This window comes from Nocardiopsis mwathae, from assembly GCF_014201195.1.
Lineage (GTDB): Bacteria > Actinomycetota > Actinomycetes > Streptosporangiales > Streptosporangiaceae > Nocardiopsis_C > Nocardiopsis_C mwathae.
Genome location: NZ_JACHDS010000001.1, coordinates 3,435,838 through 3,447,985, shown reverse-complemented (window position 1 = coordinate 3,447,985; position 12,148 = coordinate 3,435,838). Strand labels below are relative to the sequence as shown.

Here is a 12,148-nt window from a genome sequence, read left to right as displayed (position 1 = left end):
CGACGTCGGAGTGCGCGTCCGGTGGACGCGGCGCCGACCGGTGCCCCCCGGGCCGTGCCGGCGCGGTGGTCAGTCGAGGAGTCGGGCCATCTCGCGCAGCGTCGGGCAGGGCCAACGCAGCATGCAGCACTTGCAGCGCTGCGCGGGGGCGGTGTTACCGCTGGTCAGGCCGCCGCCGTCGCGCGGCTGGTGCAGGGTGAGCAGGCCCAGGCACAGCTCCGCGAAGCCGGCGACCTCCTCGCGCGCGTTGGCGTAGAACGCGACGTCGTTGATCCGCAGCAGCGGGCTGTCGCCGACCTGGCGGGGGATCCCGACGGTGTCCGGCCCCCACGGCACCGCCTTGGCGGCCCGTTCGCGTACGCCCTCGACATAGAGGCGGAGCCGTTCGTGGTCGTCCAGTTGCCCTGCCGCCGATGCGAACATGTCGGAAATCGACATCGTGCCATTCCCCCCGCCGAAGATGCTCCGCCCCAGCCCGCCCGAGTGCCTGAGTGTGCATGCATTGTTACGCATTGTGGCAACGCGTGTGGGGGAAAGCCGACAGGACGCGCCGGAGCCGACAGCGGAACCGGGCGCGCACGGCAATGCACGGGTCGCCCCGGGGGCCTGGGACGACCCGTGCTCTTCAGGTGGACGTCGGGGCTGTGTGGGGGATTCTTCGCTCTCCGTGACGTCCGGTCGTGTCTCGCCGTGCGTGTCTAGCTGCAACCTCCGCCGCACTGGCAGGGGCCGCCGCTCTGGCAGCCGCACCCGCAGCCGGGTCCGCAGCTGCAGCCTCCGGGGGTCGGCGGAATCGGGGAGGACTGGGGCATTGTCCCTCCTCAAGGACAGGCGTGCACGGGCAGGGGAATTCCAGGTGCGCCGCCCGCTCGCCGGACGGCACTCCCGTGGCACGAATTCGTCGCCATCACGTCTGGTGCCCGATTCCGGTGATCGCCAACCACCGTGGCCGAATACGGTCACGACCGCAGCAGCCGGAACACGGGGGCTCTCGGCGATGAACGCGCCACTGCGGGGCAGGTGGGGTGGGGGCGAATTCGCCCCCACCCCACCTGCGGGCCGGTCCGCCTGCGGACCGCGGCGGGGCGCCGTTGGGGTCGGGGCCGCAACCGCGGCGGGGAGCCGACCGTAATGGTCCGCCGCACCCCGGTCCGGATCGGAGTCGCGGGACCGGGAGTTCAGCGGACGAAGGTCCCCTCGGGCGGCACGGGGGAGTCCTCGGCCGTCGCGTCGAAGACCGGTGCGGCACCGGCGGCGAACCGCTCCAGCTCCTCTCCGTGGAGCAGTCGCGCCATGTCCGGATCGCGGTGTGCGCGCCGGGCCAGGTCGTCGACGGGGAATGGGCGGTCGGCGGCCACCAGCACCAGGTTGCCGAAGCGGCGGCCGCGCAGCACGCCCGGTTCGGCGACCAGCGCGACGGCGGAGAAGACCTGCGCGGCCGTGGCGACCTGGGCGCGGGCGTGCCGCAGCCGCTGCCCGTCGCCGATGTTGGCCGCGAACACCCCGCCGGGTCGCAGCACCCGCGCGGCCGCGGTGTGGAACTCCACGGAGGTCATGGCGGCCGGGGTGCGCGCCCCCGCGAACACATCGCAGACGAGCAGGTCGGCGCAGGCGTCGCGGCGCCGTTCCAGCCACTCCCGGGCGTCGCCGATCCCGACGCGGATGTCGGCCCGCCGGTCCCAGGGCAGTGAGCCGCGGACGAGTTCGACCAGTCGGGCGTCGATGTCGACGGCGCGCTGGCGTGAGCCGGGGCGGGTGGCGGCGATGTAGCGGGCCAGGGTGAGGGCGCCGGCCCCGAGGTGCAGCGCGTCGACCGGTTCGCCGCCGGGTGCGGCCAGGTCGGCCACATGGCCGAGCCGCCGCACGTACTCGAAGTCGAGGTGGGTGGGGTCGGCGAGGTCGACGTGCGACTGCGGGGTGCCGTCGACCACGAGCATCCAGGAGTCGGGGCGGTCGGCGTCGCGTACGAGTTCGACGCCCGGTGCCTCCGCTGCCGCCGCTGCCGTACCGCCTCGTGTTCCCTGCCTGGCCATCAGCCTCGACCCACTCGCCGTCCCTCGTGCGGGCCGCATGGGCCCTGTCCCCGTCAGTGTCCATCAACGGTACGGGGGTGTGCTGCCCGCACGTACGCCGGAGCCTCGCGGGCGGAGGACACGGCGGAGCGGAAGCGGCCGTAGCCGCCGCGGTAGAAGACGAGGGGGCCGACGCCGCAGTCCTCGCCGAGGTGGAGGCGGTGCACGCGGGAGACGACGATGAGGTGGTCCCCGGCCACGTGTTCGGCCTCGACGTCGCACTCCAGCCAGGCCAGCGCACCGGTCAGTACGGGGTTGCCCCGGGGTGAGGAAACCGTGTCCACGTCGGCGAACTTGTCCCCGCCCCTGGCCGCCATCCGCCGACAGGCGTGTTCCTGGTCGGCGGCGAGGATGTTGACGACCTGGCCGCGGGAGGCGCGCAGCAGTGGCCAGCTGGAGCTGGTGTGGGCGACGCAGAAGCCGACGAGCGGCGGGTCGAGGGACACCGAGGTGAAGGAGTTGGCGGCCATCCCGGCGGGAGCTCCGGTGGCGGGGTCGCGGCCGGTGACCGCGACGACGCCGGTGGCGAAGCGGCCGAGTACGTCGCGGAACCGTCGGCCGTCCACGGCGCCACCACCCGGGTGTGCGGGTCCGGCCGGGCCGCGGCCGCCGCCCGCGGCCGTGGCCGCGCCTCTCGCTCCGCCTGCACAGTCGTCGGTCGGCACGCGCGCCGCCTTTCCGCGCTCCTCGGCGCTCCACCCTCTCCTAGCCAAGCGCTTGCTTGGTTAGTACTGTAGCTTCACGACGGAACCGCGTCACCCGTTCCCGCCCGATTCCTCCCGCCGCACACGGCGGAGGCGCCGGACGAGGAGGAAGGGAGAGCCCATGGGCGACGGCGGCAGGGCACTGTCCGAAGCCGCGGCGATCGCCGGCATCGGCTACACGCCGTTCAGCCGGGACTCGGGCGTGAGCACGACCACGCTGGCCTGCGCTGCGATCCTGGAAGCGCTCGCCGACGCCGGACTCGGCGCCGACGACGTCGACGGGATCGCGACCCACCGGGTCGGCGACTCCGCACCTCCGTGGGTGGTCGGGCCGGCCCTGGGGATCGACGACCCGCACTGGTACCTCGACCAGTTCGGCGGCGGCAGCGTCTCGCACGCGGTGATCGGACAGGCCGCGATGGCGGTCGCGACGGGCATGGCCACGACCGCGGTCTGCTACCGGGCGATCAACGCGCGCTCGGAGTTCCGCCCGGGCGGGCAGGGACGCGCCCCGGTCGGCGCGTTCGACCTGCAGTACCAGGCGCCCCACGGGCTGCTGGCCCCCGTCCAGCACTACGCGGTGGCCGCCCGCGCCCACATGCTCGCCTATGGCACCACGCGCGAACACCTCGGCCACGTCGCGGTCACGCAGCGGGCCAACGCCGCGGCCAACCCGCGGGCGGTGAAGCGCGATCCCATCGGCATGGACGACCACCTCGCCTCCCGCCGGATCGCCGAACCGTTCGGTCTGCTGGACTGCTGCCTGGAGACCGACGGGGCCTGCGCCGTCGTGGTGACGTCGGCCGAACGCGCCCGCGACCTGCGCCACCCGCCGGTGGACATCGCCGCCGCCGCGTGGGGCGGCGGCCACTCCGCCTACTCCTCGGCGGCACGCGGCCCCGCCCCGCCGCCCCACGCGAACCTGACCACGTCGTCGGCCGCCCGCCTGGCACCCCGGCTGTACGCCATGGCCGGGCTGGGGCCGCGCGACGTCGACGTCGCCGAGATCTACGACTGCTTCACCTGGACCGTCCTGGTCCAACTGGAGGACTACGGCTTCTGCGCCAAGGGCGAGGGCGGCCCCTACGCCGCCTCGGGCGCGACCCGGCTCACCGGCGAGCTCCCGGTCAACACCCACGGCGGATTCCTGTCGGAGGGATACGTGCACGGCATCAACCACGTGGCCGAAGCCGTCCAGCAGCTGAGGGGAGAGGCGGGTGAGCGCCAGGTCCCCGGGGCCGAGGTGGCGCTCACGACCGGCCAACCCGGCCACGTGCTGGCGGGGACCTCGGCGCTGCTGCTGACGGCGGGCCGATGAGCGCCCACCGGCGCCCGCGCCCCGCCGCCGACCGCGATTCGGCGGCATGGTGGGAGGCGCTGCGGCGGCACGAGTTCCTGCTCCAGCGCTGCGCCGACTGCGGTGTCCTGCGCTTTCCCGCACGCGAGGTGTGTGCCCGCTGCCGCTCCTTCACCTGGTCGTGGATCCCCGCTCGCGGCACCGGCCGCGTCGTCAGCTGGGTCGTCACCCACCACGCCGTCCACCCGGCCTTCGCCGACGAGGCCCCCTACACCGTCCTCCACGTCGCTTTGGACGACGCCCCGGGCCTCTTCTGCCACGGCGGACTGACCGGTGCCGCCCCGGGTGGACTGCACCCGGACCTCCCGGTGCGCGCGGTGTTCACCGATGTCGCCGACGGCACGCCCCTGCTGCTCTGGCGCCCGGAGCCGGCGCAAGGGCCGCACTGATCCGTCGGTCCCGGGGCGCCGGGGCTCTCGGCGGCGGTCCGCACCCCGGTGGCTCCGGGAGCGGCACCGGGCGGAGCGGGCGGCGATCAGTGGCCGGTGTCGGACTTCGCGGGTGACAGCGACGTGTCGCCGAGGGACACCAGCAGGCGCCGCAGCGCGGCGTTGATGCTCTCCCGGTCCTCGGGGGACAGGGCGGCCAGCAGGCGCTTCTCGTTGTCGACGTGGGCTTCCACGGCCTCGTCCGCCAGGCGCCGGCCCTCGGCGGTGAGGCTGACCAGCATGGTGCGGCGGTCATGCGGCGAGGTGTTCCGCTCGACCAGGCCCTTGCCGACGAGCCGGTCGACGCGGTTGGTGATCGCGCCGGAGGTGATCATGGCCGCCGCGCTCAGTTCCTTGCCGCTCAGTGCGTAGGGCGGGCCGGAGCGGCGGAGGGTGGCGAGGACGTCGAACTCCCAGCCCTCCAGGCCGTGTTCGGCGTACTGGCGGGTGACGGCACGGCTGAGCAGGTGCGCCGCGCGCCATATCCGCCCTGGGACGGCCATCACCTCGGCGTCGAGATCCGGGCGCTCGGTGCGCCACTGGTCGATGATCTCGTCGACCGCGTCGTGCTCCGCCGCCCCGTCATCGCGCCTGCCGCCGTCGGGCATGCCTTCTCCTTCGCCGTGCGATAGATGTCTCAATGTTCATTTACTTGACGCTGAGATGATAGCTCAGGATGATTGGTTCAACGTTAAGAAAATGAATGTCGAGGTCTCGGCCATGGCCACCGCCGCCCACCGCCGGCAAGCACCATCCCCACCCCCGTCCACCCCGTCCACCCCGTCCGCGACGTCCCGCATCCGGGTCGCCGACGTGCTGCTCACCGTGCTCGCCCCGGTCAGCTGGGGCACCACCTACGTCGTCACCACCGAGCTGCTGCCCCCGGACCGGCCGCTCCTCGTCGCCGCTCTGCGCGCCCTGCCCGCCGGGCTGATCCTGCTCGCCTTCACCCGGCGGCTGCCCACCGGCGACTGGTGGTGGAAGGCGGCGGTGCTCGGCGTGCTGAACTTCGGCGCGTTCTTCCCACTGCTGTTCATCGCCGCCTACCGGCTCCCCGGCGGCGTGGCCGCCACCGTGGGCTCCGTACTGCCCCTCGTGGTCCTCGCACTCTCCGCCCTGGTCCTGGGCACCCGGCCCACGCTGTGGTCGGCACTCGCCGCGATCGCGGGGGTCATCGGCGTCGGGCTCATGGTGCTGACGAGCGAGGCGTCCATCGACCCCATCGGCGTCGCCGCTCAGGTCGCCGGCGTGCTGCTGATCGGAACCGCGGTCGTGCTGGGCAAGCGCTGGGGGCGCCCGGCCGGGGTCTCCCTGGTCGCGCTCGCCGCCTGGCAGCTGACCGTCGGCGGACTCGTGCTCGCCCCGATCGCCCTGGCGGTGGAAGGGGCACCGCCCGCGATCAGCGCGACCAACGCCGCCGGCTTCGTCTACCTCGGCCTGTTCGGAACCGCGCTCGCCTACATCCTGTGGTTCCGCGGCATCGAACGACTGGCCCCGGCGCAGGTGAGCTTCCTCGGGCTGACCAACCCGATGGCCGCGCTGATCGCCGGGTTCCTGGTACTGGGCCAGGCGCTGACCCCGTGGCAGCTCCTCGGCTTCCTCGTCGCGCTGGGCGCGATGGCGGCCGGACAGTGGCAGCCGCGGTCGGCGCGGCGGGCTGAAGCCGACGCCTCACGTCCCGGCGGCGCGACGGCGTAGGACGGCCTTGTCGACCTTCCCGTTCGGGTTGGTCGGCAGTGCGTCGACGAACTCCAGGCGGCGCGGCACCTTGTAGTTCGACATGTGCTCCCGCGCCCAGGACAGGACCTCCTCGGCGGTGGGGCGCGCTCCGGGGCGCGGCACCGCATAGGCGCGGCCGACCTCGCCCAGCAGCGGGTCGGGGACGCCGATGACCGCCGCTCGGGAGATGCCGCCGTGGCGCACCAGCAGCCGCTCGATCTCGGCCGGGTAGGCGGTGAAGCCGCCGCAGACGAAGACGTCCTTGGCGCGGTCGACGATCGCCAGGTTCCCGGCCGCATCGAGCACGCCGATGTCCCCGGTGCGCAGCCGCCCCGCATCGTCGATCGCCTCGGCGGTGCGCCGCGGATCGCCCCAGTAGCCGCGCATCACGCCGTATCCGGCGACCCGGACCTCGCCCCGCCGGCCGGGCGGCAGCGGCGTGCCGCCCTCGTCCACGACTTCGACGCGCACGCCCGGCATCGGCCGCCCGGCGGTCCCGGCGACGACGTCCACCGGGTCGTCCGCCCGCGTCATGGACACCACCGTGCCCTCGATCAGTCCGTAGGCGTTGACCATCCGGCGCACCACCCCGTCCTCCAGCAGGCGCCGGACCAGCTCGGGCGGGACCGCGGCGGCGCCGCAGATCCCGACCCGCAGCCGGACCTCGCGGCGTCCGGCGCCGCCCCCCATCGCCCCCGCGCCGATCTCGTCGAGGATCCGCTGGAACATCGTGGGCGGGCCGGCCAGAACCGTGGCACCGTCGTGCTCGATCAGGCCCACCAGCCGCGCGGCATCGAAGCGGGGCTGGGGGAGCACGGCCGCCGCCCGCATCACTCCGGCCAGCAGTCCCGCGTTGACCCCGAACCCGTGCGAGAACGGGGCGATCACCGGATACGTGTCGTCCGGGCCCAGCCCCACCACGGCCGACCAGTCCCAGTACCCGCGCAGCAGCTGGGCGTGGTGGACCATCACGCCCTTGGGCGCGCCCGTGGTCCCCGACGTGGCGAGGATTTCGGCCAGGTCCTGGCCGAGTACCGCCTGCGCCCGCCCCTCGGCGACAGCCGTGGACACCCGGTCGGCGCGGTCGGTGAACACCGCGTAGGACTCGATCCCCGACCGCGCCGCGGCCGGGTGGTCCGGTGCGGTGTCGGTCAGCACCACCCGTTCGAGGTCGGGCAGCCCGGCGAACGGCCGCCCCTCACACGGGCCGCCGACGACCGCCTCGATCAGGCGCACGAAGGAGATGCCGAGGAAGCGCTCGGTGGTGAACAGCAGCCGCGCGCCGGTGCGGCGCAGCAGCTCGGCGACCTCGAACCCCCTGGACCGCGTCGACAGCCCTACGAGAACGGCACCGCTGTCCCACGCGCCGAAGGCGAGCACCGCCCACTGCGCGGTGTTGGGGCCGATCACCGCCACGCGGTCGCCCGGGCGCACGTCGGCGGCCGCGATCGCCCGCGCCACGCGGGCCGCCCCCCGTGCCAGGTCGGCGAGGGTGCACCGGGTGTCCCGCTCCACCAGCACCCCGGCATCCGGGCGGGCGCGGGCCTGCGCGCGCAGCATGCGGGGGATCGTCGTCCATCCTCGGGGCACGGGGGCGATCTCGGGAGAACCGCCGAGGGGCTCAGCGCCGGGGGAGTTCCACATCGTGCCGCCTTTCCGCCTCCGTACGGGTCCGCGCGAGGTGGTGTCCGCGTTCGTCGGCCACGGTGCCGGGGCGGCGCTCGTCCTCGGTGCGCGGCTCGACGGCGAGGTCGATCCGCACCGGGGTCAGCCCGGCCAGGGCCTGTTCGATGCGGCGGTGCCACATCGCCTCGCCCACGAGCGAGTCGCGGGTGAAGGCGACCCGGAGTTCGGCGCTGTCGAGGGTCCCGGGCCGGCGTACCCGCAGGGTCCAGTGCGCGATGCCGTCGACGCACGCCAGCGCCCGCTCCAGCCGGGCCAGCGACAGCCACTGGCCGCGCACCAGCACGCGGTCGCCGACGGTGTGGCGGGGCAGCGGGACCGCCGTCGCGCCGCCGGCGGGGACCGCGACCAGGCCGGTGCGCACGGTCGCGTCGGCCAGATCGGAGTGCCAGAACGGGCACGTGGTGATCTCGGCCGCGCCCCCGGGATAGGGGGGCGCCAGCCGCCGGTCCTCGGTCAGCGGGGCGAGCCCGACCGCTCCCGGTTCCACCGGGACCAGGGCCGTCCCGTCGCCGTGCGCCAGCGGGATGTGGAACCGCGGGTCGATGAGGAGGTCGACGACATCGGCGTCGAACTCCTCCGCGAGCCGGCGGCGCGCCTCCGGCTCGGTGATCTCGCCGGCGAGAAGGACACGGCGCAGGCCGAGGTCCAACGGGTCGATCCCGAACTCCAGGTGGAGGCGGGAGAGCAGATCCATCGTGCCGGTCGCGGTGGCGACCAGCGTGGTCGCACCGACCGCCTCCAGGGCACCGTGCAGGCGCATCCTGCCGCGCGGCCCGATCGCCGCGGCACTCGCCCCGGTGGCGACGGCGGCTTCGGCCAGCAGCGTGCCCGCCTGACCGCCCTCGTTGTTCAGCGCGACCACGACGCGGTCGTGCGCGCCGACGCCGGCGGCGGCCAGCGTCCGCGCGCCGACGCCGACCGCGGCGCGCCGGTCCTCCGGCCCGAGCGCCGCGACCGTCCCGGTACCGGGGGAGACGAGGAGCAGGCCGGAGCCGCCGACCGGGCCGATGGCGGTGTCGTCGTCGCCGATCCAGGGTCCCCGCACGTTCTCGTTCGTCATCGACCACCGCTCCTCAGCCGCTCGCCGGTCCCTCTTGCGTCCCCTGTCCCCGCCATGCCCGCCCTGGCTCCACCTCCCGATGGAAGAGCTTGATGGTGTCGCACACATGCTCGTGGTCGAGCCCGCCGACCTGGGCCTGCAGGATGAGGTCGGTGGCCCCGGCCGCGCGGATGCGGTCGACGGCCCGGCGGGACCCCTCGACGTCGTCGATGACGACCATGCGGTGGTCGCGCAGCGTCTCCAGGGCGGCCTCGGCCGGCATCCCCGCCGCGAGTTGCCCGAGGACGCGGTGGGTGGCGTGCCGCGCGTCGTAGTAGTCGGGTGGTGTCACCAGGTTGACCTGGCGGCGGATGTACCAGAGCACGGCGTCGGCCGCGGTGGCGACCGCCTCGTCGCGGGTGGGCGCCACGTGCCAGGGGACCATCAGTGCGACGCGGCGCGTGTCGGGGTCGAAGCCGTGCTCGGCCAGGGTCCGCCTGTACTCGGCGATGTCCTCGGCGACGTCGTCCACACCCTTGAGCATCGTCATACCGAGCAGGTGGTACCCGCGCCGAGCGGCGGCACGGTAGCCGTCCCGGCTGGTCGAGGCCACCCACACCGGAGGGTGCGGGTCCTGTGCGGGGCGCGGGTGGACCGAGACACCGGGCACGGTGAAGTAGGGGGTGTCGATGGTCACCGGGCCGCCTTCGGCGGCCCAGATCCGCAGCACCGCGTCGAGCGATTCCTCCCAGATCCGCCGCGACCGCTCGAAAGGCCGGTCGAACGCCTGGTACTCCAGGGGCGAGGCGCCGCGCCCGGTGCCGAACTCGACCCGTCCGCCGGACAGCACGTCCAGGGTCGCCACGCGTTCGGCCGTCCGCACGGGAGACTGGAACGGGAGCAGCACCACCCCCAGGCCGAGCCGCAGCCGTCGGGTCCGTTGTGAGATCGCCGCGAGGATCAGGTCCGGCGCGGACGAATGCGAGAACCCCCGCGTGAAGTGGTGTTCGACGAACCACACGGCCTCGTACCCGAGGTCGTCCGCCAGCTCCGCCTGGGCGACGGCGCCGTCGAACGCGCGCTTCTCCACGTCCTTCGTGCGGCCGCGGACCTCGACCTCGTACCCCAGGCTGACGCGAAGCGACGGCATGCACGCCTCCGATGGCGATATCAACCAAGCGTTCGCTTGGTAGCGTAGCAGCGGCCTGCCCCGCTGAGAATAGGGCCGCACACCGTGCCGTCCGCCGCCCGGGGCGTCGGCCGGGCTGTGAGCACGCCGCAGGGCCGCTAGCCTGGTTCTCCACCGCTCAAGGACGTCGCGCTTTGAGCCGCAGCGTTTTCCCCATCACTACCGAGGAGTGGCCGTGCTACTGCGGATGTCGACCCTGTTCCTGCGCACCCTGCGTGAGGACCCGGCGGACGCCGAGGTGCCGAGCCACAAGCTGCTGGTCCGCGGCGGGTACGTGCGCCGCGCCGCGCCGGGGATCTACTCCTGGCTGCCGCTCGGCAAGATCGTGCTGGACAACGTCGCCGAGGTGGTCCGCGAGGAGATGAACCGCATCGGCGGCCAGGAGCTGCTGCTGCCCGCGCTGCTGCCGCGCGAGTACTACGAGGCCACCGGGCGCTGGACCGAGTACGGCGACACCCTCTTCCGCCTGGTCGACCGCAAGGGCGCCGACTACCTCCTCGGCCCCACCCACGAAGAGGTGTTCACCACCCTGGTCAAGGGCGAGTACTCGTCCTACAAGGACTTCCCGGTGGTCCTCTACCAGATCCAGGAGAAGTTCCGCGACGAGGCCCGCCCCCGGGCCGGGATCCTGCGCGGCCGCGAGTTCCACATGAAGGACTCCTACTCCTTCGACATCGATGACGAGGGGCTGCAGGCCTCCTACGACGCGCACCGCGACGCCTACATCAGGATCTTCGACCGCCTCGGCCTGAAGTACGTGATCGTGGCCGCCACCTCCGGCGCCATGGGCGGCTCGGCCTCCGAGGAGTTCCTCGCCGAGGCACCCACCGGTGAGGACACCTTCGTCCGCAGCACCGGGTCCGACTACGCCGCCAACGTCGAGGCCGTGCGCGTCCCCGCTCCGCCCCCCCTCCCCGTCGAGGGGCAGCCGGAGGCCGTGGTGCACCACACGCCCGACACCCCGACCATCGCGACCCTGGTCGACTTCTTCAACGCCTCCGGCCTGGTGGACCGCACCGTCACCGCCGCCGACACGCTGAAGAACGTCCTCCTCAAGGTCCGCCTCCCCGGCACCGAGGACTGGGAGATCATGGGCATCGGGGTGCCCGGTGACCGCGAGGTCGACGTCAAGCGGCTGGAGGCGGCCCTCGAACCCGCCGAGGTCGCCATGGTCGACGACGAGGACTTCGCCGCCAACCCGTTCCTGGTCAAGGGCTACGTCGGCCCCAACGCCCTGCTCGCCAACAAGCTCCGCTACCTGGTGGACCCGCGTGTCGCCGAAGGCACCCGCTGGATCACCGGCGCCGACAAGGCCGACCACCACGTCATGAACCTCGTCTGCGGGCGCGACTTCACCCCGGACGGCACCATCGACGTCGCCGACGTCCGCGACGGCGACCCCTCGCCCGACGGGCAGGGCACCCTCTACACCGCCCGCGGCATCGAGATCGGCCACGTGTTCCAGCTCGGCCGCAAGTACACCGACGCCTTCGAGGTCGACGCCCTCGGTCCCGACGGCAAGCCCAAGCGCATCACCATGGGCTCCTACGGCATCGGTATCTCCCGTGCCGTCGCCGCCATCGCCGAGCAGTCCCACGACGACAAGGGCATCGTCTGGCCGCGGGAGATCGCCCCGGCCGACGTGCACGTGGTCGGCACCGGTAAGGGCGAGCAGATCGAGGTCGCCCTGCGCATCGCCGGAGAGCTGGAGGCCAGGGGAGTACGGGTGCTCGTCGACGACCGCAAGGGCGTCTCCCCGGGGGTGAAGTTCACCGACGCCGAGCTGCTGGGCATCCCCACCGCCGTGATCGTCGGCAAGGGCCTGGCCCAGGGCGTCGTGGAACTGCGCGACCGTGCCACCGGCGAACGTGCGGAGATCACCCTGGACACCGCGGTCGACCGGGTCACCGCCGCCGTCGCGGGCTCCTGACCTCCGCGCGGTGGTCATGGCATG

Annotated in this window: 11 protein-coding genes; 4 read left to right on the top strand and 7 right to left on the bottom strand. The window is 73.6% G+C overall.

The features are described from left to right. Positions 1-69: 69 nt before the first annotated feature. From HNR23_RS14875 to HNR23_RS14865, 3 genes are all read right to left on the bottom strand, one after another. On the bottom strand, positions 70-438 hold the full coding sequence (locus HNR23_RS14875; RefSeq protein WP_184076144.1) for a hypothetical protein: 369 nt from the start codon (positions 436-438) through the stop codon (positions 70-72). A 740-nt stretch (positions 439-1,178) separates the two neighbouring features. Then, entirely contained in the window at positions 1,179-2,033 is an 855-nt protein-coding gene (locus tag HNR23_RS14870; RefSeq protein WP_184076143.1) for a spermidine synthase, read from the bottom strand. Between the two features lie 53 nt (positions 2,034-2,086). After that, positions 2,087-2,638 carry a flavin reductase gene (locus HNR23_RS14865; RefSeq protein ID WP_184076142.1) on the bottom strand — a complete coding sequence of 184 codons (552 nt, stop codon included), beginning with the start codon at positions 2,636-2,638 and terminating at the stop codon, positions 2,087-2,089. 259 nt (positions 2,639-2,897) lie between these two features. Between HNR23_RS14865 and HNR23_RS14860 the strand changes: the two genes are divergently transcribed. Both HNR23_RS14860 and HNR23_RS14855 read left to right on the top strand, forming a co-directional pair. Then, positions 2,898-4,094: a thiolase C-terminal domain-containing protein gene (locus HNR23_RS14860; protein WP_184076141.1), complete on the top strand. Its 1,197-nt coding sequence runs from the start codon at positions 2,898-2,900 to the stop codon at positions 4,092-4,094. Further along, positions 4,091-4,522 (top strand): Zn-ribbon domain-containing OB-fold protein, encoded by a 432-nt coding sequence (locus tag HNR23_RS14855; protein WP_184076140.1) that lies wholly within the window; start codon positions 4,091-4,093, stop codon positions 4,520-4,522. Before HNR23_RS14860 ends, HNR23_RS14855 begins: the two co-directional genes overlap by 4 nt. Positions 4,523-4,608: 86 nt before the next feature. On the opposite strand, the gene HNR23_RS14850 is transcribed toward HNR23_RS14855, so the two are convergent. Next, the gene (locus HNR23_RS14850; RefSeq protein ID WP_184076139.1) at positions 4,609-5,169 is read right to left on the bottom strand and encodes a MarR family winged helix-turn-helix transcriptional regulator; all 561 of its coding nucleotides are present in this window, start codon (positions 5,167-5,169) and stop codon (positions 4,609-4,611) included. Between the two features lie 91 nt (positions 5,170-5,260). Here HNR23_RS14850 and HNR23_RS14845 point away from each other — a divergent pair, with 91 nt between their 5' ends. Further along, positions 5,261-6,259, top strand: a complete 999-nt coding sequence (locus HNR23_RS14845) for an EamA family transporter (RefSeq protein WP_246421768.1) — start codon at positions 5,261-5,263, stop codon at positions 6,257-6,259. Here the strand turns inward: HNR23_RS14845 and HNR23_RS14840 are convergent. From HNR23_RS14840 to HNR23_RS14830, 3 genes are all read right to left on the bottom strand, one after another. Continuing rightward, positions 6,233-7,840 (bottom strand): AMP-binding protein, encoded by a 1,608-nt coding sequence (locus HNR23_RS14840; protein ID WP_246421763.1) that lies wholly within the window; start codon positions 7,838-7,840, stop codon positions 6,233-6,235. The genes HNR23_RS14845 and HNR23_RS14840 overlap by 27 nt on opposite strands. Positions 7,841-7,901: 61 nt before the next feature. Next, positions 7,902-9,026 carry a phenylacetate--CoA ligase family protein gene (locus tag HNR23_RS14835; RefSeq protein ID WP_221308123.1) on the bottom strand — a complete coding sequence of 375 codons (1,125 nt, stop codon included), beginning with the start codon at positions 9,024-9,026 and terminating at the stop codon, positions 7,902-7,904. 13 nt (positions 9,027-9,039) lie between these two features. Continuing rightward, positions 9,040-10,155, bottom strand: a complete 1,116-nt coding sequence (locus tag HNR23_RS14830) for an LLM class flavin-dependent oxidoreductase (protein WP_184076137.1) — start codon at positions 10,153-10,155, stop codon at positions 9,040-9,042. A 214-nt stretch (positions 10,156-10,369) separates the two neighbouring features. On the opposite strand from HNR23_RS14830, the gene HNR23_RS14825 reads away from it, so the two are divergent. Continuing rightward, positions 10,370-12,124, top strand: coding sequence for a proline--tRNA ligase (locus HNR23_RS14825; RefSeq protein ID WP_184076136.1), 1,755 nt, complete (start codon positions 10,370-10,372; stop codon positions 12,122-12,124). The last annotated feature ends 24 nt before the right edge of the window (positions 12,125-12,148 follow it).

Coding starts and splice junctions, on each gene's coding strand:
- HNR23_RS14875 (WP_184076144.1), bottom strand. CDS start 438: ATGTCGATTTCCGACATGTTCGCATCGGCGGCAGGGCAACTGGACGAC.
- HNR23_RS14870 (WP_184076143.1), bottom strand. CDS start 2,033: ATGGCCAGGCAGGGAACACGAGGCGGTACGGCAGCGGCGGCAGCGGAG.
- HNR23_RS14860 (WP_184076141.1), top strand. CDS start 2,898: ATGGGCGACGGCGGCAGGGCACTGTCCGAAGCCGCGGCGATCGCCGGC.
- HNR23_RS14855 (WP_184076140.1), top strand. CDS start 4,091: ATGAGCGCCCACCGGCGCCCGCGCCCCGCCGCCGACCGCGATTCGGCG.
- HNR23_RS14850 (WP_184076139.1), bottom strand. CDS start 5,169: ATGCCCGACGGCGGCAGGCGCGATGACGGGGCGGCGGAGCACGACGCG.
- HNR23_RS14845 (WP_246421768.1), top strand. CDS start 5,261: ATGAATGTCGAGGTCTCGGCCATGGCCACCGCCGCCCACCGCCGGCAA.
- HNR23_RS14840 (WP_246421763.1), bottom strand. CDS start 7,840: ATGCTGCGCGCGCAGGCCCGCGCCCGCCCGGATGCCGGGGTGCTGGTG.
- HNR23_RS14835 (WP_221308123.1), bottom strand. CDS start 9,026: ATGACGAACGAGAACGTGCGGGGACCCTGGATCGGCGACGACGACACC.
- HNR23_RS14830 (WP_184076137.1), bottom strand. CDS start 10,155: ATGCCGTCGCTTCGCGTCAGCCTGGGGTACGAGGTCGAGGTCCGCGGC.